Origin of the sequence: Mycobacterium sp. ACS4054 (genome assembly GCF_001667275.1) — a bacterium.
Classification (GTDB): Bacteria; Actinomycetota; Actinomycetes; order Mycobacteriales; family Mycobacteriaceae; genus Mycobacterium.
Genome location: NZ_LZHV01000053.1, coordinates 25755 through 44409 on the forward strand (window position 1 = coordinate 25755; position 18655 = coordinate 44409).

An 18655-nucleotide genomic window follows, 5' to 3' on the forward strand; every position below is an offset into this window, starting at 1 on the left:
GAACGTGTTACAACCGGGAAGACGAATGGGTAGTCGTCGGCCGAGTAACGTCGGCTAATCGAGGCGAGTCAGGTTAACAAAGGACGGCTGGAATGCGCATCAGTTACACCCCTGAACAGGAGGAGCTGCGTCGCGAGCTGCGGTCGTACTTCACCCAACTCATGACGCCCGAGCGTCGCGAGGCACTGACCTCCTCGGGCGACGGCGAGGTCGGCACCGGCACCGCGTATCGCGACACCGTCGCCCAGATGGGCAAGGACGGCTGGCTCACCCTGAACTGGCCCAAGGAGTACGGCGGCCAGGACCGCTCCCCGATGGACTCGCTGATCTTCACCGACGAGGCGGCGATCGCCGGCGTCCCGGTGCCGTTCCTGACGATCAACAGCGTGGCGCCGACCATTATGGCGTTCGGCACCGAGGAGCAGAAGAAGTTCTTCCTCCCCAAGATCGCCGCCGGCGAGCTGCACTTTTCCATCGGCTACTCCGAGCCCGGCGCCGGCACCGACCTGGCGAACCTGCGCACCACCGCCGTCCGGGACGGCGACGAGTACGTCATCAACGGCCAGAAGATGTGGACCAGCCTGATCGCCTACGCCGACTGGGTCTGGCTGGCCGTGCGCACCAACCCCGACGCCAAGAAGCACCGCGGCATTTCGATGCTGACCGTGCCCACGACCGCCGAGGGTTTCTCGTGGACGCCCGTGCACACCATGGCCGGCGTGGACACCAGCGCCACCTATTACTCCGACGTGCGGGTCCCGGTGACCAACCTGATCGGCGAGGAGAACGGTGGCTGGAAGCTGGTCACGAACCAGCTCAACCACGAACGCGTCGCCCTGGTATCGCCGCAACCGATCTTCTTGGCCCTGCGCGAGGTTCGCGAGTGGGCGCAGAACACCAAGGACGACGGCGGCGCGCGGCTGATCGACTCGGAGTGGGTGCAGCTCAACCTCGCCCGCGTGCACGCCAAGGCCGAGGTGCTCAAGCTGATCAACTGGGAGCTGGCGTCGTCGAACAGCGAGTCGCTGTCGCCGGCCGACGCGTCGGCGGCCAAGGTGTACGGCACCGAGCTGGCGACCGAGGCGTACCGGCTGCTGATGGAGGTGCTCGGCACGGCGGCGACGCTGCGCCAGGATTCGCCGGGCGCCCTGCTGCGCGGCCGGGTCGAGCGGATGCACCGGGCGTGCCTGATCCTGACCTTCGGCGGCGGCACCAACGAGGTGCAGCGCGACATCATCGGCATGGTCGCCCTCGGCCTGCCCCGCAACCGCTGAGCCTCCTCGTCGGAAAGGACGAACATCGATGGACTTCTCGACAACCGAAGCGGCGAACGATCTCGGCGGCCTGGTGGACACGATCGTCAGCTCCGTGTGCACACCGGAGCACCAGCGCGAGCTCGACAAGCTCGACCAACGGTTCGACCGCGAGCTGTGGGGCAAGCTGGTCGACGCCGGCATCCTGACCAGCGCCTCGGCCACCGCGGTGGGCGGCGATGGTTTCGGTGTGCTCGAGCAGGTCGCCATCTTGGTGGCGTTGGGCCACCAGCTGGCGGCCGTGCCGTACCTCGAGTCGGTGATGCTGGGCGCCGGCGCGCTGGCCCGCTTCGGCACCGAGGAGCTGCAACAGCAGTGGGCCGCCCCGGCGGTCAGCGGCGAGAAGATCCTCGCCGTGGCGCTGCTGGGCGAGATGGGCGAGGGACCGGTGCAGGCCGCCCGCGCCGGTGAGGGCTACCGTCTCACCGGCACCCGCACCCAGGTCGGCTTCGGGCCGGCCGCCGACGCCTTCCTGGTTCCGGCCCAGACCGACTCCGGCACCGCCGTTTTCGTGGTCGCCGCCGACGACCCCGGCGTCTCGGTGACCCCGCTGGACACCACCGGCCTGGGCAGCGTCGGACACCTGACCCTGGACGGGACCCAGGTCGATGGCACCCGCATGGTTGGCGGCGCCGAGGTGGTCGTCTGGCTCGACACGCTGTCGGCCTTGGGCCGCAGCGCGTTCCAGCTAGGGGTGCTCGAACGCGGCCTGCAGCTCACCGCCGAATACGCCCGCGAGAGAGAGCAATTCGATCGTCCGATCGGCAGCTTCCAGGCGGTGTCCCAGCGCCTCGCCGACGGCTATATCGACGTCAAGGGCTTGCGGCTCACGCTCACCCAGGCGGCCTGGCGCGTCTCCGAGGACGTGCCCGCCGACATCGACGTGGCCAGCGCGGCGTTCTGGGCCGCCGACGCCGGGCACCGGGTGGCGCACACCATCGTGCACGTGCACGGCGGTGTCGGCGTCGACACCGATCACCCGGTGCACCGCTACTTCCTGGCCGCCAAAGAGACCGAATTCGCGCTGGGCGGAGCCACCGGTCAGCTGCGCCGGATCGGCCGTGAGTTGGCGGAAACCCCTGCCTGACTTCATGATTCCGCCCGACCCGACGGTCACCAAACTGCTGGTGCCGCTGGCCGAGATCGACGACCGGGGCGTCTACTTCGAAGACTCGTACACCAACTGGCGGGATCACCTGCGCGACGCCGCCGCGATCGCGTCGGCGTTGCGTGACCGCCTGGACCCGGCGAAGCCGCCCCACGTCGGTGTGCTGTTGGAGAACACGCCGTTCTTCTCGGCGATGCTGGCTGCGGCCGGCATGTCCGGCATCGTGCCGGTGGGACTGAACCCGGTGCGCCGCGGCGACGCGCTGGCCCGCGACATCGCCCACGCCGACTGCCAAGTGGTGCTGGCCGATTCGGGTTCGGCCGCCGCGTTGGGCGACATCGACCACGTGAACGTCGACTCGACAGAGTGGGCCGACGAAGTGGCCGCGCACGGCGGCGCCGAGCCGAGTTTCCAATCCGCAACGGCGGGCGACCTTTTCATGCTGATCTTCACCTCGGGCACCAGCGGCGAGCCGAAGGCGGTGAAGTGCAGCCACGGCAAGGTCGCGATCGCGGGCGTGACCATGACCCAGCGATTCGACCTCGGCCGCGACGACGTCTGTTACGTGTCGATGCCGCTGTTCCACTCCAACGCGGTGTTGGTCGGCTGGGCGGTGGCGGCGGCGTGCCAGGGCTCACTGGCGTTGCGGCGCAAGTTCTCCGCCTCCAATTTCCTGGTCGACGTCCGCCGCTTCGGCGCCACCTACGCCAACTATGTCGGCAAGCCCCTGTCCTATGTGCTGGCCACCCCGGAGCGGCCCGACGACGCGGACAACCCGCTGCGGGCGGTGTACGGCAACGAGGGCGTGCCCGGCGACATCGAGCGCTTCGGTCGCCGGTTCGGCTGCGTGGTCCAGGACGGGTTCGGTTCCACCGAGGGCGGCGTGGCGATCGCGCGCACCCCCGACACCCCGGACGGCGCACTGGGCCCGCTCCCGCAGGGCGTCGACATCGTCGACCCCGACACCGGTGAATCCTGCCCGCCGGGCGTGGTCGGCGAGCTGGTGAACACCGCGGGTCCCGGCCGCTTCGAGGGTTACTACAACGACGAGGCAGCCGAGGCCGAGCGGATGGCGGGCGGGGTCTACCACACCGGCGACCTGGCCTACCGCGACGACGCCGGCTACGCGTACTTCGCGGGGCGCCTGGGTGATTGGATGCGCGTCGACGGGGAAAACCTGGGCGCCGCGCCGATCGAGCGAGTGCTGCTACGCTACCCCGACGTGACGGAGGTGGCCGTGTACCCGGTGCCGGATCCGGTGGTGGGCGACCAAGTGATGGCGGCGGTCGTGATGGCCCCGGGGACCGAGTTCGATGCCGAGAAGTTTCGCGCGTTCCTGGCCGAGCAGCCCGACCTGGGGCCCAAGCAGTGGCCGTCGTACGTGCGGGTCAGCGCCGAGCTCCCGCGCACGGTGACGTTCAAGGTGCTCAAGCGCCAGCTGGCGGCCCAGGGCGTCGACTGCGGGGATCCGGTGTGGCAGGTTCGCCGGTAGCGACATGACTTCCCGGCCCTTGGAGACCGCGCTCGAAGCGAGCTTTGACCAGCTGTGCGCCGCGGTGCCGGCGGACGTCGGGATCGCGATCGCCCGTCCGGACCGCACCTATTCGCTGGGCCGGTGGTGGTCGGGCGTCGCATGGTCGACGATCAAGGTGCCGTTGGTGATTGCGGCGCTGCGCAGCGATTGGTTGCTGGCCAAGGACCTGGCCGTAGCGGCCATCACCGAATCCGACAACCGCGCATCGGAGCAACTGTGGTCGCACTTGGGCGATCCGCAGGAGGCCGCACGGCGGGTGCAGGGTGTGATCGCCGAGGGCGGTGACACCGCCACCGTGGTCGAATCCCGCCGGCTCCGGCGCGGGTACACGGCGTTCGGCCAGACGCAGTGGACCCTGCAGCGGCAGGCCCGGTTCGCGGCCGAACTGCCCTCCATCCCCGATTCGGCCGACGTGATCGACTTGATGCAGCGCCTCACCAGCGGCCACCGCTGGGGCCTGGCCGCGAAAGGCTTTGCGGCCAAGGGCGGTTGGGGGCCCGGCACGCAGGGCGACTACCTGGTGCGCCAGTTCGGGATCGTGCCCACGCCCTCGGGGCAATGGGGCGTGGCCCTGGCGGCCAGGGTCCACGACGGGGTGATGGAGACGGGCGTCGACGTCCTCAACTCCATGTCGGAGTGGGTCCTCGGCCGGCTTCCGGGGCTAGCCCGTTATTGACGGCACCACCGCGTCGATCAGGTGCGGCCCGGGTTCGTTCAACGCCTGCCGCAGCGCGTCGGCGAGTTCCTCGCCGGTGGTGACGCGGCGGGCCGGGACTCCCATCCCCTCGCTGATCTTGACGAAATCCATTGTGGGGCGCGACAAGTCGAGCAGGTCGAGGGCCTTGGGTCCGGGCGCGGATCCGGCACCGACCCTTGCCAGCTCGATGCGCAGGATGTCGTAGGCGCTGTTGTCGTAGATGACGGTGGTCACGTTCAGTTGTTCGCGCGCCTGAGTCCACAACCCCGAAATCGTGTACATCGCCGACCCGTCGGATTCCAGGCACAGCACCGGCCGATCGGGGGCGGCGACCGCGGCGCCGACCGCGGCCGGGATGCCGTAACCGATCGCCCCGCCGGTCAGCGTCAGCCAGTCATGGGCCGGCGCCCCCGCCGTGGCCTGGGCCAGCAGCACACCGGAGGTGTTCGACTCGTCGACGACGATCGCCCCCTCCGGCAGCAGCGCCCCGATGACGTCGGCCGCCGACGCCGACGTCAGGGGACCACTCGACAGCTGTGGGCGCGCCGGAACCGCCACGGGCGCAACGGTTCCGGGCGCCACCTCGTCGGCCACCGCGGCCAGCGCCTCGGCGGCGCCGCTGTGCCCGGCGAGCAGATGCACCTCGCAGCCGGCCGGGACGAGGTCGCTGGGCATGCCGGGGTAGGCGAAGAATGACACCGGCGACTTGGCGCCCGCCAGCACCAGATGCTTGGCGCCGTCCAGCTGGGCCGTCGCGGCCTCGGCGAAATAGGCGAGCCGCTCGACGGCGGGGACGCCGGCGCCGCGCTCGAGCCGCGTCGGGAACGTCTCACACAACACGCGGGCCCCCGTCGCCTCCGCGATGCGGGTGGCCGCGGCGAGCCCGGGACCGCGGGTGGCGTCGCCGCCGACCATGATCACCGTGGGTTCCCCGGAGCGCAGCACCTCGATCACCTCGAACGCCAGGCGCGGCTCGGCCCCCGCCGCCTCCGCGGGCGCCGTCCCGGCGGGTTGCGCCCCGTCCGACCACGACACATCGGCGGGCAGGATCAGCGTCGAGATCTGCGAGCCCGCGCGGCTGGCGGCGATCGCCTCGGCGGTGTCGGACGCGACGTCCGCCGTCTGCTCGGTGCGGCGCACCCACCCCGAGACCGTGCCGGCGAGTGCGTCGATGTCGGATTCCAGTGGGGCGTCGTACTTTTTGTGGTACGTGGCGTGATCGCCGACGACCACCACCATCGGCACCTGGGCCCGCCGAGCGTTGTGCAGGTTCGCCAGGCCGTTGCCCAGGCCGGGGCCCAGGTGTAGCAGCACCGCCGCGGGCCGGCCGGCGATGCGGGCGTAGCCGTCGGCCGCGCCGGTGGCCACGCCCTCGAACAGCGCCAGCACCCCACGCATTCGCGGGACGGTGTCCAGGGCGGCGACGAAGTGCATCTCCGAGGTGCCCGGGTTCGCGAAGCACACGTCGACGCCGCCGTCGACCAGCGTGTTGATCAAAGCCTGGGCACCGTTCACGTGTTTGCCTCCAGTTTGAAAACGCGCTCGGCGTTGCGGTGCAAGAAGTCTCGGCGGCCCTCGTCGGACAGGCCGAGTTCGTCGATTCCCGCCAGGGCGTGCGTGTGGCTCATCATCGGGTAGTTGGTCCCGAACAGCACTTTGCGTTGTCCCGTACCGGTTTTCATGAACCGGACCAGCTCCGGCGGCAGCCGGCGCAGCGTGTAGGCGGACGTGTCGATGTAGACGTTTTCGTGCTTGCGCGCGACGGCGACCATCTCCTCGGTCCACGGATAGCCGACGTGGCCGCCGACGATCACCAGCTCGGGAAAGTCGAGGGCGACCTGATCGATGTAGGGAATCGGGCGGCCGGTCTCCGACGGCCGCAGCGGCCCGGTGTGGCCCACCTGGGTGCAAAACGGCACGCCTTGCTCCACGCATTCGGCGAACAGCGGATAGTAGCGGCGGTCGGTGGGCGGGGCGTTCCACAGCCACGGCACCACCCGAAGGCCGAGGAATCCTTCTGCCACGCGGCGCCGCAGTTCGCGAACCGCTTCCATCGGCCGATCGAGGTCGACGGTGGCCAGCCCGCCAAACCGGTTCGGGTGCAGGCGGATCCACTCGGCGACCTCGTCATTGGAGATCAGGTCCTGTCCGCCCGGGCCGCGCCACGCGCTGAGCAGGCCGTAGCGGACGCCCGCCGCGTCCATCGCCTCGATGCTCGCCCCGATCGGGACGTCGGCGTCCGGTATGGCATCCCCGGTCCAGCGCCGCAGGGATGCCAGCATGTCGCTGCGCAGGAACCGCGCAGTGGGGTGCTGCATCCACACGTCGACCGTCATCGAGGTCCAACAGTAGACGGACGTTATGCGGCCAGTGCCGCGCGGGCGGCCGCGTGCGTCTGACGCGCGTACCCGCCGCCGAACAGCACGACGTGCGCCAGCAGCGGAAAGAGTTGATGCAGCCCGGTCCGGTCGCGCCAACCCGGTTTCAGCGGCCGCACCCGCTGGTAGCCGTCGAGGACCGCGTCGTGGTGCGGGCAGCCGAACAGGGCGAGCATCGCCAGGTCGGTCTCGCGGTGGCCGGCGTGCGCGGCCGGGTCGATCAGCACCACCCCGTCGGGTGTCCACATCACGTTGCCGCCCCACAAGTCACCGTGCAGCCGGGCGGGCGAATCGTCGTCGTCGAAGTCACCCGCGCGGCAACGCGCCACGACGGAGTCGATCGAGTCGCGGGTCGGCGCGTCCAGCCGCGGCGCCGCCAGCTCCGCCATCGGGATCAGCCGTTCCTCGGCGTAGAAGTCGCCCCAGCGCGGGTGGCACCGCAACGACATCGGCAGCGGCTGGGACAGCGGGCCGAAGAACCCGGGCCCGTCCCAGCCGTGGGGCCCGGCCCCGAAGGCCGGCGCGCCGGCGTCGTGCGTCACCGCGAGCCGGCCGCCGAACGCACGTGCCGCCTCCGCGGTCGGTGGCACGGAGTCGAGCCGGCCCAGGATCAGGCTCGTCGCGTCGACGGAGAGCACCCGCGCGCACGGCACTCCGCCGTCGACGCCGGAGAGCCAGCTCAGGCCCGCGGCCTCCCACGCGAAGTACCCGGCCGGGGCGTTCGGGTGGTGCTTGACGAAGTCGGTCAAGCGCTCACGTGAGCGGCGTGCACGTCGTCGGCGGGGCGCGCCTCGGTCTGCTCCTTGGCCCAGCGGTAGTCCGGTTTGCCGGCCGGAGAGCGCTTCACCTCATCGACCAGCCAAAGGCTGCGCGGCACTTTGTATCCGGCGATCTCGGAGCGCACGAAGCGGTCCAGTTCGGCCAGCGAGGGCTTGGACCCCGGCCGCGCCTGCACGACGGCGGCGACGTGCTGCCCGTATCGGGGATCGGGCACGCCGACCACCAGCGCGTCGAAGACGTCGGGGTGGCCCTTGAGCGCCGCCTCGACCTCCTCGGGGTAGATCTTCTCGCCGCCGCTGTTGATCGACACCGAGCCGCGGCCCAGCATCGTGACCGAGCCGTCCTCCTCGACCAGCGCCCAGTCGCCGGGGATCGCGTAGCGAACGCCGTTGATGGTCCTGAACGTCTCGGCGGTCTTCTTCTCGTCCTTGTAGTAGCCGACCGGGATGTTGCCCTTCTTGGCGATGAAGCCGCGCACCCCGGACCCGGGCTTGACCTCGTTGCCCTCCTCGTCGAGCACCACGGTGCGGTGGTCGATGGTCACCCGGGGGCCGCCGGCGTGCGGCGCGTCCTTGGCGACGATGCTGGTGCCGCCGAAGCCGGTCTCCGAGGAGCCGATGGAATCGGTGATCACGCGGTTCGGCAGCAGTTCGAGCAGCTTCTCCTTGATGCTCGGCGAGAACAGCGCGGCGGTGCTGGCCAGCAGGAACAGCGAGGACAGGTCGTACTCGTTCCCCTCGTCCTGATGGGCCAGCAGCGCATCGAGCAGCGGCCGCGCCATCGCGTCACCGGTGAAGAACAGCAGGTTCACCTTGTGCTCGTGGATGGTGCGCCACACCTCGTCGGCGTGGAATTCCGGTGCGAGCACGGTGGTTTGGCCCGAGAAGATCGACATCCAGGTGGCCGACTGGGTGGCGCCGTGGATCATCGGCGGGATGGGGTAGCGGACCATCGGCGGGTTGGCGGCGGCGGCCTTGGCCAGGTCGTACTCGTCGGAAACGAATTCGCCTGTGGCGAAGTCGGTTCCGCCGAAGAGCACCCGGTAGATGTCCTCGTGGCGCCACATCACGCCCTTGGGAAAGCCCGTCGTGCCACCCGTGTACAGCAGGTAGATGTCGTCGGCGCTGCGCTCGCCGAAGTCGCGCTCGGGTGAGCCCTGCGCGATCGCGGAGTAGAACTCGACGCCGCCGTAGCGCTGGAAGTCGGCGTCGCTGCCGTCCTCGATGACCAGGATCGTCTTGACGTTCGGGGTGTCCGGCAGCACGTTGGCCACCCGATCGGAGTACTGGCGCTCGTGGACCAGGGCGACCATGTCGGAGTTGTCGAACAGGTAGCGCAACTCGCCCTCGACGTAGCGGTAGTTGACGTTCACCAGGATGGCACCCGCCTTGACGATGCCGAGCATCGCGATGACGATCTCGATGCGGTTGCGGCAGTACAGCCCCACCTTGTCGTCCTTTTTCACCCCCTGATCGATCAGGTAGTGGGCGAGGCGGTTGGCCTTCTCCTCCAGCTGGGCGTAGGTGAGCTTCTCGTCGCCGCAGATCAGGGCGACACGGTCCGGCACAGCGTCGATGGCGTGCTCTGCGAGATCGGCAATATTCAGGGCCACGGCCACCAAATTAGAACGTGTTACATTTCCTGACAAGTTCGTGCTCAATGTCGAGGGAGAGGCGGTAGCCGTGGCTGAGGCTCCAGCAAACGAGGAATCGGGTCAAGACGCCCTGGTGGAACAGCGTGGTCACACCCTGATCGTCACGTTGAACCGGCCGCACGCCCGCAACGCCCTGAGCACCGAAATGATGGAAATCATGGTTCAGGCCTGGGACCGCGTCGACAACGACCCGGACATCCGCTGCTGCATCCTGACCGGGGCCGGTGGCTACTTCTGCGCGGGCATGGACCTCAAGGCGGCAACGAAGAAGCCGCCGGGTGAATCTTTTAAGGACGGCAGCTACGACCCGTCGCGAATCGATGCGTTGCTCAAGGGCCGCCGGCTCACAAAACCCCTCATCGCGGCCGTCGAGGGACCCGCGATCGCCGGCGGCACCGAAATCCTTCAGGGCACCGACATCCGCATCGCCGGCGAGAGCGCCAAGTTCGGCATCTCCGAGGCCAAGTGGAGCCTGTACCCGATGGGCGGGTCGGCCGTGCGGCTGGTGCGGCAAATCCCCTACACGGTCGCCTGCGATCTGCTGCTGACCGGACGGCACATCACCGCCGCCGAGGCCAAGGAGATGGGCCTGATCGGACACGTGGTGCCGGACGGTCAGGCGCTGTCCAAGGCGCTCGAGATCGCCGAGATCATCGAGAACAACGGACCGCTGGCCGTGCAGGCGATCCTGCGGGCGATCCGCGAGACCGAGGGCATGCACGAGAACGAGGCCTTCAAGATCGACACCCAGATCGGCATCAAGGTCTTCCTGTCCGACGATGCCAAGGAAGGCCCCAGGGCGTTCGCCGAGAAGCGCAAGCCCAACTTCCAGAACCGCTGAGGCTTCCGTAGCGCCGAGCGTGAACTCAGGGCGGCTTTCCGGCCCAATTTCCGCCCTGACTTCACGTTCGACGCGGTTGTCGGTAGCCGCAGACACACTGCCCGCGTGGCAGAACCATTCATCGGCAGCGAAGCGCTTGCGTCCGGCGCGCTGACCCGACACCGCCTGCGAACCCGATTCGCCGCAATCTATCCCGATGTGTACTTCCCGCGCGACGTGGAACTGAGCGCGAAGACGCGTGCCCATGCCGCCTGGCTCTGGTCGCGCCGCCGGGGCATCGTCGCCGGACATTCCGCGTCGGCGCTGCACGGCGCCAAGTGGGTCGACGCCCGGAGGCCTGCTCAATTGCTGTACGAGCACCGTCGGCCACCGATCGCGATTCGCACCTGGTCGGATCAGGTCTCCTTCGATGAGACCCAGCCGGTCGGCGGCATCGTCACCACCACGCCGGAACGCACCGCTTTCGACCTGGCCTGCCGATACCCCACCGGCACCGCGGTCGCCGCCATCGATGCGCTCGCCCGGGCCACCAACCTCAAGATTGCGGACGTCGAATTGCTCGCCGAACGCTACAGAGGCCACCGCAACATCCGGCGCGCGAGGCGGGCGCTGACACTCGTCGACGCGGGCTCCGAGTCACCGCGCGAGACGTGGCTGCGGCTGCTGCTCATCGAGGCCGGCTTTCCACGGCCTCAGACCCAGATCCCGGTCTTCGGGGCGTACGGGGAGCTGATCGCCGTCCTCGATTTGGGTTGGGAGGACGCCAAAATCGCGCTCGAGTACGAGGGCGATCACCACCGGACGGACCGCAGGCAATTCCGAAGGGACATCGCCCGTTTCGAAGCGCTGCCGGAACTGGGATGGACCGCCATCCGGGTCACGGCCGAAGACACCCCGGGCGGCATCATCGCTCGGGTGGCCGCCGCTTGGGCGCGCCGAACGTGAACTCAGGGCGGGTTTCCGGCCGGATTTCCGCCAAGGGTTCACGCTCGGCGCACGAGAGGGCTAGGCCGAAGGCGCGCCCGGCGTGAACGCCACCGGCATCTGCTCCAGGCCGGACACGAAGTTGGCCGGCCGCAAGGGCAGGTCGGCGTCCGACGCCAGCCGCATGTCCGGCAGGCGCTGCAGCAGCCGGCTCTGCATGATGGACAGCTCGAGCCGGGCGAGCTGGTTGCCGAGGCAGAAGTGCGTCCCGAAACCGAAGGCCAGGTGGTTGTTCGGGTAGCGCTCGATGTTGAAGCTCTCCGGGTCGTCGAAGACCTTCTCGTCGAAGTTCGCCGACTCGAACAGCAGGATCATCTTCTCGCCCTGGTGCAGCTGGGTGCCATGGAACTCGGTGTCCGCCGTGATGGTCCGCGCCATGTTCTTCACCGGCGCGGTCCAGCGCAGCATCTCCTCGATCGCGTTGGGCAGCAGGCTCAGATCGGCCGCCAGGCGCCGGTGCTGATCCGGATGCAGCAGCAGCTGCCGCGTCCCGCCGGACAGCGTGTGGCGCGTGGTCTCGTCGCCGCCGATCAGCAACAGCAGCACCTCGGTGACGATCTGGTGATCCTCGAGGCGCGAGCCCTCGACCTCCGCGTGTACGAGGACGCTGACCAGGTCGTCGGTCGGCTCCTTCTTGCGGGCCTCGATCATCCCCATCATGTATTGGCTGTAGGCCGCGAAGGCGTCCATGGTGACCTGGAAATCGGATTCCGCCGCGGTGCTGCTCAAGAAGCTCACCAGGTCGTCGGACCACTTGAGGAACATCTTGCGCTCTTCGGGCCGCACGCCGAGCATGTCGCCGATGACGGCCATCGGCAGCGGCGCCGCGAGGTCCCAGACGAAGTCGCACTCACCGCGTTCGCAGACCGCGTCGATCAGCGTGTCGCACAGCGAAACGATCTTGGCTTCCAGGTCTTTCACGCGCTTGCGGGTGAAACCGGAGTTGACGAGCTTGCGGCGCAACAGGTGTTGCGGGTCGTCCATCTCGATCATCATCTCGACGCCGTCCTGGTCGGGCCGAATGCCGCCGGCGTTGGAGAACAACTCGGGGTTGCGCTCGGCCTCGATCACGGCCTGATAGGTGGAGGCGGCCGCTAATCCGTTGCGGTCCCGGAAGACCGGCTCGTTCTCGCGCATCCAGCGGTAGACGGACCGGGAATCACCCGCGTAGAAGGCGCCGTCGGTGAGGTCGACGTCGGGCCTCGTCATGGTCATGAGATCTCCTGGGCATCACCGAAGGTCATTTGGACGTTTTGGGCCGAACTGGACACTAAAGCGCGTTTTGGAAGACCCAGCGCCGCAAGCTCTTTCGAGTACGGATGATCGCCCAACCGGACCCGCACTCCGCCGAAGCGGGTGCGCACGCCGTCCAGCGTGTGCTCGAAGCCGGTCTCGCGGGTGACGCCGTCGCGGTGTGAGTAGCTGCGCTGCTCTTGCCGGCGGGGGGTCAGCCGGAACGGCAGGCCGCGGCGAAAATCCATCCCGATCACCGGTTGGCCGTCGATGCTGAGGTCAAAGCTGAAGTGCTGATCCTCGGTGACGGTGAACTCGCCCATCACCTTCGGGTAGCCCCAGATCTTGGTGCCCGCCTCCAAGGTGAAGGCCTGGTCGACGGGTAGGTGGTGGATGAAGGCGCCGGCCGACTGCAACGCGCGCGGCCCGGAGGCCTTCGAACCGGGCGGGTTGACCATGACGCTCGTGCCGAACTCGTGGTACTGGCCCAGATCGCCGTCGATGTAGTGCATCAACATCAGGACGACGATCGCGCGGCCGGGCAGGTAGCGGCAGACCTGCAGGCCGCTGTAGTCGATCATCTGTTGCGCGGCGTCGGCGTCGACCGAGAACATCGCCATGTGCTGATTTGCCCTGCGGATCTTCACCGGCATGGTGAGTACCGTGCCCGCGATGGTGTGTTGCGAGGCTGTCATCCCGGTCTCCTGTCCTAGTGGCGACCCGCCGCGCCCGGCTTCGCCGCGCTCGCGATCGCCACACTAGAACGTGTTTCATTCGTTGGGCAATACCGGGTCAGATCAGCGTGGCGAGCTCCCTGATCTGCGCCTCGTTGCGTCCGTTGACCACCATCATGGTGACGCCGGCGGCCTCCCAGACCTTGACCTGCTCACGGACGTAGTTGATATCGCCGACGATCGCGGCGTCGTCGACCACCTCGTCGGGGATGATCTCCGCGGCCTTGTCCTTCTGGTTGCTGCGGAACAGCTTCGTCACGTCGTCGACCACTTCCGCGTAACCCATCCGCCGGTACACGTCGGCGTGGAAGTTGGTGTCCTCGGCGCCCATCCCACCCATGTAGAGGGCCAGATAGGGCTTCATGGCCGCGAAGGCGGCCGCGCGGTCGTCGGTGATGACGATGTTCGCGGTCGCGCAGATCTCGAAGTCCTCGCGGCTGCGGCGCGCCCCGGGCCGGGCGAACCCCTCGTCGAGCCATTCGTTGTAGGTGTCGGCCATCCGCGGCGTGTAGAAGATGGGCAGCCAGCCGTCGCAGATCTCGGCGGCCAGCGCCACGTTCTTCGGCCCCTCGGCGCCCAGCATGATCGGGATGTCGGCGCGCAGCGGGTGGGTGATCGGCTTGAGCGGCTTGCCCAGGCCGGTCGTCTGCTCCCCGGTCAGCGGCAGCGGATAGTGCGGGCCATCGCTGGTCACCGGCTTCTCCCGCGCCCACACCTGCCGCATGATGTCGATGTACTCGCGGGTGCGGGCCAGCGGCTTGGGGAACGGCCGGCCGTACCAGCCCTCGACCACCTGCGGGCCGGACACGCCGAGCCCGAGGATGTGCCGGCCGCCGGAGAGGTGGTCGAGCGTCAGCGCGGCCATCGCGGTCGCGGTCGGGGTGCGGGCGGACAGCTGGATCACCGAGGTGCCCAGCCGCAGCCGGTGCGTCGACGAGCCCAACCAGGCCAGCGGCGTATAGGCGTCCGATCCCCACGCCTCCGCCGTGAACACGGCGTCGAACGCGGTCTCCTCGGCCGCGGCGACGAGTTCCGCGTGGTTCTCCGGCGGCTGAGCGCCCCAATACCCGAGCTGCAACCCAAGCTTCATAGTCACTGACCTTCCGAAGGGACCCGATGTTGAAACCGTTCTTAGAACCTGTTCTACTCGATGGCGTGACAGCCAGCTCGAGCAGCCCGACCTTGACGGATCCCACTGAACCGCCACTCTCCGCGCCACTGACGTTGTCTTTCGACTACACCCGTTCGGTCGGCCCCACACTAAGCAAGTTCTTCACCGCGCTGCGTGACCGCCACGTCCTGGGCGTGCGCGGATCGGATGGCCGGGTGCACGTACCGCCCGCGGAGTACGACCCGGTCACCTATGAGCCGCTGGGCGAGATGGTGCCGGTGTCCAGCGTCGGCACCGTCGTGTCCTGGACCTGGCAACCCGACCCGATAGAGGGCCAGCCGCTGGACCGTCCGTTCGCCTGGGCGTTGATCAAGCTCGACGGCGCGGACACCCCGCTGATGCATGCCGTCGACGCCGGCAGCCCCGACGCGATTCGGACCGGCGCCCGGGTGCATGTGCACTGGGCCGAAGAGCCGGTGGGCGCCATCACCGACATCGCCTACTTCGCGCTCGGTGAGGAAGCCGAGCCCGTGTCGGAATCGGCTGCGGGCGAACAGGATCCGGTGACCATGATCGTCACGCCCATCTCGCTGACGATTCAGCACACCGCCTCGCACGAGGAGAGCGCCTACCTGCGCGCGATCGCCCAGGGCAAGCTCTTGGGCGCCCGCACCGGAAAAGAGGGAAAGGTCTACTTCCCGCCGCACGGCGCGGATCCGGCCACCGGCCAGCCCACGACGGAGTTCGTCGAGCTGCCCGACAAGGGCACCGTCACGACGTTCGCGATCATCAACATCCCGTTCCAGGGCCAGCGCATCAAACCGCCCTACGTGGCGGCCTACGTGCTGCTCGACGGGGCGGACATCCCGTTCCTGCATCTGGTCGCCGACGTCGACGCGCACGAGGTGCGGATGGGCATGCGCGTCGAGGCGGTGTGGAAACCCCGTGAGGAGTGGGGTTTTGGCATCGACAACATCGAGTACTTCCGGCCGACGGGTGAGCCCGACGCCGAATACGACACCTACAAGCACCACCTGTAAAGGGCACACCTACCAATGAGCGCTCGCAACGTTGCGGTCGTCGGCTTCGCCCACGCCCCACACGTCCGCCGCACCGACGGCACCACCAACGGCGTCGAGATGCTGATGCCGTGCTTCGCCCAGCTCTACGAGGACCTGGGAATCACCAAGGGCGACATCGGTTTTTGGTGCTCGGGGTCCTCGGATTACCTCGCCGGGCGGGCATTCTCGTTCATCTCGGCGATCGACTCGATCGGCGCGGTACCGCCGATCAACGAATCGCACGTGGAGATGGACGCGGCCTGGGCCCTGTACGAGGCCTACATCAAGATCCTGACCGGCGAGGTCGACACCGCGCTGGTGTACGGATTCGGCAAGTCGTCGGCGGGCATTCTGCGGCAGATCCTTTCGCGGCAGACCGACCCTTACACCGTCGCTCCGCTGTGGCCGGATTCGATCTCCATGGCCGGCCTGCAGGCCCGCATCGGGCTCGACACCGGCAAGTGGACCGAAGAGCAGATGGCGCGTGTCGCGTTCGATTCCTTTGCGAACGCACGCCGGGTGGACAACCTCGAGCCGACGATCAACGTCGCCGACCTGCTCGAGCGGCCGTTCTTCGCCGAGCCGCTGCGACGCCATGACATCGCCCCGATCACTGACGGCGCCGCCGCGATCGTTCTCGCGGCCGATGACCGGGCACGCGAGCTGCGGGAGAACCCCGCCTGGATCACCGGGATCGAGCACCGCATCGAAACCCCGGCACTGGGTGCGCGCGACCTCACCGAGTCCCCGTCGACCAGGGCGGCGGCCAAAGTGGCCACGGGTGGCAAGACCGACAACCTCGACGTGGCCGAGATTTGCGCGCCCTTCACCCACCAGCACCTGATCATCGAGGAGGCCATCCGGATACCGGGGCCGACCAAGGTGAATCCGTCCGGCGGCGCGCTGGCCGCCAACCCCATGTTCGTCGCCGGCCTGGAGCGGATCGGGTTTGCGGCGCAACACATCTGGAACGGGTCGGCGCAGCGCGTGCTGGCGCACGCCACCAGCGGGCCCGCGTTGCAACAGAACCTGGTTGCGGTCATGGAAGGAAAGAACTGATGGCCGGTGCAGGTGCGCACCTCGCCGCGGTACTCGGTACCGGGCAGACGAAGTATGTGGCCAAGCGCCAAGACGTTTCGATGAACGGCCTGGTGCGCGAGGCCATCGACCGGGCGCTGGCCGACTCCGGTTCCACCTTCGACGACATCGACGCCGTCGTGGTCGGCAAGGCGCCCGACTTCTTCGAGGGCGTCATGATGCCGGAGCTCTTCATGGCCGACGCCGTGGGCGCGACGGGCAAGCCGCTGATCCGGGTGCACACCGCGGGCTCGGTCGGCGGATCAACCGGTGTGGTGGCCGCCAGCCTGGTGCAGTCCGGGAAATACCGGCGCGTGCTGGCGATGGCGTGGGAGAAGCAGTCGGAGTCAAACGCGATGTGGGCGTTGTCGATTCCGATCCCCTTCATCAAGCCGGTGGGCGCCGGCGCGGGTGGTTACTTCGCGCCGCACGTGCGCTCCTACATCCGCAGGTCCGGCGCGCCGCTGAACATCGGCGCCATCGTCGCGGTCAAGGACCGGCTCAACGGTGCCCGCAATCCGCTGGCACACCTGCACCAACCCGACATCACCGTCGAGAAGGTGATGGAGTCGCCCATGCTGTGGGACCCGATCCGTTACGACGAGACCTGCCCGTCGTCCGACGGCGCCGCCGCCGTCGTGATCGGCGACGAGGAGGCCGCCGAAGCCCGCCTGGCGCAAGGAAATCCGGTGGCGTGGATCCACGCCACCGCGTTGCGCACCGAGCCGCTGCAGTTCTCCGGGCGCGACCAGGTCAGCCCGCAGGCGGGGCGCGACGCGGCCGCCGCGTTGTGGAAGGCGGCCGGCATCACCAGCCCGATCGACGAGATCGACGCCGCCGAGATCTACGTGCCGTTCTCCTGGTTCGAGCCGATGTGGTTGGAAAACCTCGGCTTTGCGCCCGAGGGTGAGGGCTGGAAGCTCACCGAGGCCGGCGAGACGGCGATCGGTGGACGGTTGCCCGTCAACCCGTCGGGCGGAGTGTTGTCGTCGAACCCGATCGGCGCCTCGGGTCTGATCCGGTTCGCCGAGGCCGCGATTCAGGTGATGGGCAAGGGTGGCGATCACCAGGTTCCGAACGCGCGCAAGGCGTTGGGACACGCCTACGGTGGCGGTTCGCAGTACTACTCCATGTGGGTGGTCGGTGCGGACAAGCCCACGCCGGAAAAGGTCGGCGCCGATGGCTGAGCACCCCGCGCACGACGCCGGCCGGCGCTCGCGCGAGGCCGTCATCGCCAGGGACAAGGAGGCGTGGCTGGCGGTTTTCGCCGACGACGCCATCGTGGAGGACCCGATCGGCCCGTCGGCCTTCGATCCGGAAGGCAAGGGCCACCGGGGCCGCGACGCGATCGCGGCCTTCTGGGACAAGGCCATCGCCCCGACCAAGCGGATCGAATTCGTCTTTCGCGACACGTACCAGTGCGGCAACGAGGAAGCCAACGTCGGCCACATCCTGATCACCCACGGCGACTATCAGGTCACCGCGGAGGGCGTCTTCACGTACAAGGCCAACGGCGAGGGCAAGCTGACCGCCCTCCGCGCGTACTGGGAGATGGACCGCGCGGCCGCGTCGGCCCGCAAGGTCTAGAGCGGCTCGAGCCCGGCCAGGTGCCGCTGCGCCAGCTCGCGATAGGCCTGCGGATTCACCTTGATCCACATCTCGGCGCCCGTTCCCGCGACCGGGCCCTTGATCTGTGCCGGCGAGCCGACCGCCAGCATGCCGGCGGGAATCTGGGTGCCGGCCGTCACCAACGAGTGGGCGGCGATCAGGCTGCGCGCGCCGATCACCGCGCCGTCGAGGACGGTGGCGTGGTTGGCGATCATCGCCTCGGAACCGACGTGCACCCCGTGGATGCAGCACATGTGCGCCACGGTGGCGCCCGGCCCGATGTCGACCGGTATGCCCGGCGGCGCGTGCAGCACCGACCCGTCCTGGACGTTCGCGCCCTTGCGCACCACGATGGGCCCGTAATCGCCGCGCAGCACGGTGTTGAACCACACCGACGCACCGGCCTCGACGACGACGTCGCCGATCAGGGTGGCGGTCGGGGCCACGAACGCGGTGGGGTCGACCCGCGGCGCCCGGCCTTCGAAAGCAAACAGCGGCATCGTCTAGATATACCCCGAGCGCGCGAGGCAGCGCGGGAAAGC

Annotated in this window: 18 protein-coding genes; 10 read left to right on the forward strand and 8 right to left on the reverse strand. The window is 68.6% G+C overall.

What is annotated here, in order from left to right:
- The first annotated feature begins 92 nt into the window (after nucleotides 1-92).
- The 4 genes from A5730_RS14760 to A5730_RS14775 are packed head-to-tail and all read left to right on the forward strand — an operon-like array spanning nucleotide 93 to nucleotide 4631.
- Entirely contained in the window at nucleotides 93-1274 is a 1182-nt protein-coding gene (locus A5730_RS14760) for an acyl-CoA dehydrogenase (protein ID WP_067901591.1), read from the forward strand.
- A gap of 28 nt (nucleotides 1275-1302) precedes the next feature.
- On the forward strand, nucleotides 1303-2400 hold the full coding sequence (locus A5730_RS14765; protein WP_067901594.1) for an acyl-CoA dehydrogenase family protein: 1098 nt from the start codon (nucleotides 1303-1305) through the stop codon (nucleotides 2398-2400).
- A 4-nt stretch (nucleotides 2401-2404) separates the two neighbouring features.
- Nucleotides 2405-3913: a long-chain-fatty-acid--CoA ligase FadD17 gene (fadD17, locus tag A5730_RS14770; protein ID WP_067901598.1), complete on the forward strand. Its 1509-nt coding sequence runs from the start codon at nucleotides 2405-2407 to the stop codon at nucleotides 3911-3913.
- A 4-nt stretch (nucleotides 3914-3917) separates the two neighbouring features.
- Nucleotides 3918-4631, forward strand: coding sequence for a serine hydrolase (locus A5730_RS14775; RefSeq protein WP_067901602.1), 714 nt, complete (start codon nucleotides 3918-3920; stop codon nucleotides 4629-4631).
- Here A5730_RS14775 and A5730_RS14780 read toward each other — a convergent pair.
- The 4 genes from A5730_RS14780 to A5730_RS14795 are packed head-to-tail and all read right to left on the reverse strand — an operon-like array spanning nucleotide 4617 to nucleotide 9428.
- Entirely contained in the window at nucleotides 4617-6167 is a 1551-nt protein-coding gene (locus A5730_RS14780) for an acetolactate synthase large subunit (RefSeq protein ID WP_067901605.1), read from the reverse strand. The two genes, A5730_RS14775 and A5730_RS14780, sit on opposite strands and share 15 nt — an antisense overlap.
- Nucleotides 6164-6988, reverse strand: a complete 825-nt coding sequence (locus A5730_RS14785) for an amidohydrolase family protein (RefSeq protein ID WP_067901608.1) — start codon at nucleotides 6986-6988, stop codon at nucleotides 6164-6166. The genes A5730_RS14780 and A5730_RS14785 overlap by 4 nt, the downstream gene beginning before the upstream one ends.
- Nucleotides 6989-7011: 23 nt before the next feature.
- Nucleotides 7012-7779 (reverse strand): fructosamine kinase family protein, encoded by a 768-nt coding sequence (locus A5730_RS14790; protein ID WP_067901611.1) that lies wholly within the window; start codon nucleotides 7777-7779, stop codon nucleotides 7012-7014.
- Nucleotides 7776-9428: an acyl-CoA synthetase gene (locus A5730_RS14795; RefSeq protein ID WP_067901657.1), complete on the reverse strand. Its 1653-nt coding sequence runs from the start codon at nucleotides 9426-9428 to the stop codon at nucleotides 7776-7778. Before A5730_RS14795 ends, A5730_RS14790 begins: the two co-directional genes overlap by 4 nt.
- Nucleotides 9429-9492: 64 nt before the next feature.
- On the opposite strand from A5730_RS14795, the gene A5730_RS14800 reads away from it, so the two are divergent.
- Together A5730_RS14800 and A5730_RS14805 are read left to right on the forward strand one after the other, a co-directional pair.
- Nucleotides 9493-10305 carry a crotonase/enoyl-CoA hydratase family protein gene (locus A5730_RS14800; protein WP_067901614.1) on the forward strand — a complete coding sequence of 271 codons (813 nt, stop codon included), beginning with the start codon at nucleotides 9493-9495 and terminating at the stop codon, nucleotides 10303-10305.
- A gap of 105 nt (nucleotides 10306-10410) precedes the next feature.
- Nucleotides 10411-11250 carry a hypothetical protein gene (locus A5730_RS14805; protein WP_067901617.1) on the forward strand — a complete coding sequence of 280 codons (840 nt, stop codon included), beginning with the start codon at nucleotides 10411-10413 and terminating at the stop codon, nucleotides 11248-11250.
- Between the two features lie 60 nt (nucleotides 11251-11310).
- Here A5730_RS14805 and A5730_RS14810 read toward each other — a convergent pair whose 3' ends face one another.
- The 3 genes from A5730_RS14810 to A5730_RS14820 form a co-directional block, all read right to left on the reverse strand.
- Nucleotides 11311-12498, reverse strand: coding sequence for a cytochrome P450 (locus tag A5730_RS14810; protein WP_197506263.1), 1188 nt, complete (start codon nucleotides 12496-12498; stop codon nucleotides 11311-11313).
- A gap of 2 nt (nucleotides 12499-12500) precedes the next feature.
- Nucleotides 12501-13217 carry an acetoacetate decarboxylase family protein gene (locus tag A5730_RS14815; RefSeq protein WP_067901621.1) on the reverse strand — a complete coding sequence of 239 codons (717 nt, stop codon included), beginning with the start codon at nucleotides 13215-13217 and terminating at the stop codon, nucleotides 12501-12503.
- A 97-nt stretch (nucleotides 13218-13314) separates the two neighbouring features.
- Nucleotides 13315-14346: an LLM class F420-dependent oxidoreductase gene (locus tag A5730_RS14820; RefSeq protein ID WP_067901624.1), complete on the reverse strand. Its 1032-nt coding sequence runs from the start codon at nucleotides 14344-14346 to the stop codon at nucleotides 13315-13317.
- A 65-nt stretch (nucleotides 14347-14411) separates the two neighbouring features.
- On the opposite strand from A5730_RS14820, the gene A5730_RS14825 reads away from it, so the two are divergent.
- Genes A5730_RS14825 through A5730_RS14840 form a run of 4 tightly spaced genes read left to right on the forward strand, consistent with a single transcriptional unit; the run spans nucleotide 14412 to nucleotide 18092 of the window.
- Nucleotides 14412-15407, forward strand: coding sequence for a Zn-ribbon domain-containing OB-fold protein (locus A5730_RS14825; protein WP_067901627.1), 996 nt, complete (start codon nucleotides 14412-14414; stop codon nucleotides 15405-15407).
- Between the two features lie 15 nt (nucleotides 15408-15422).
- Nucleotides 15423-16487 (forward strand): thiolase domain-containing protein, encoded by a 1065-nt coding sequence (locus A5730_RS14830; RefSeq protein WP_055403206.1) that lies wholly within the window; start codon nucleotides 15423-15425, stop codon nucleotides 16485-16487.
- Nucleotides 16487-17692: a thiolase domain-containing protein gene (locus A5730_RS14835; RefSeq protein WP_067901630.1), complete on the forward strand. Its 1206-nt coding sequence runs from the start codon at nucleotides 16487-16489 to the stop codon at nucleotides 17690-17692. Before A5730_RS14830 ends, A5730_RS14835 begins: the two co-directional genes overlap by 1 nt.
- Nucleotides 17685-18092, forward strand: a complete 408-nt coding sequence (locus A5730_RS14840) for a nuclear transport factor 2 family protein (RefSeq protein ID WP_067821987.1) — start codon at nucleotides 17685-17687, stop codon at nucleotides 18090-18092. The genes A5730_RS14835 and A5730_RS14840 overlap by 8 nt, the downstream gene beginning before the upstream one ends.
- Here A5730_RS14840 and A5730_RS14845 read toward each other — a convergent pair.
- Complete coding sequence (locus tag A5730_RS14845) at nucleotides 18089-18613, reverse strand: gamma carbonic anhydrase family protein (protein WP_067901632.1); 525 nt, start codon at nucleotides 18611-18613, stop codon at nucleotides 18089-18091. The two genes, A5730_RS14840 and A5730_RS14845, sit on opposite strands and share 4 nt — an antisense overlap.
- Nucleotides 18614-18655 lie beyond the last annotated feature (42 nt).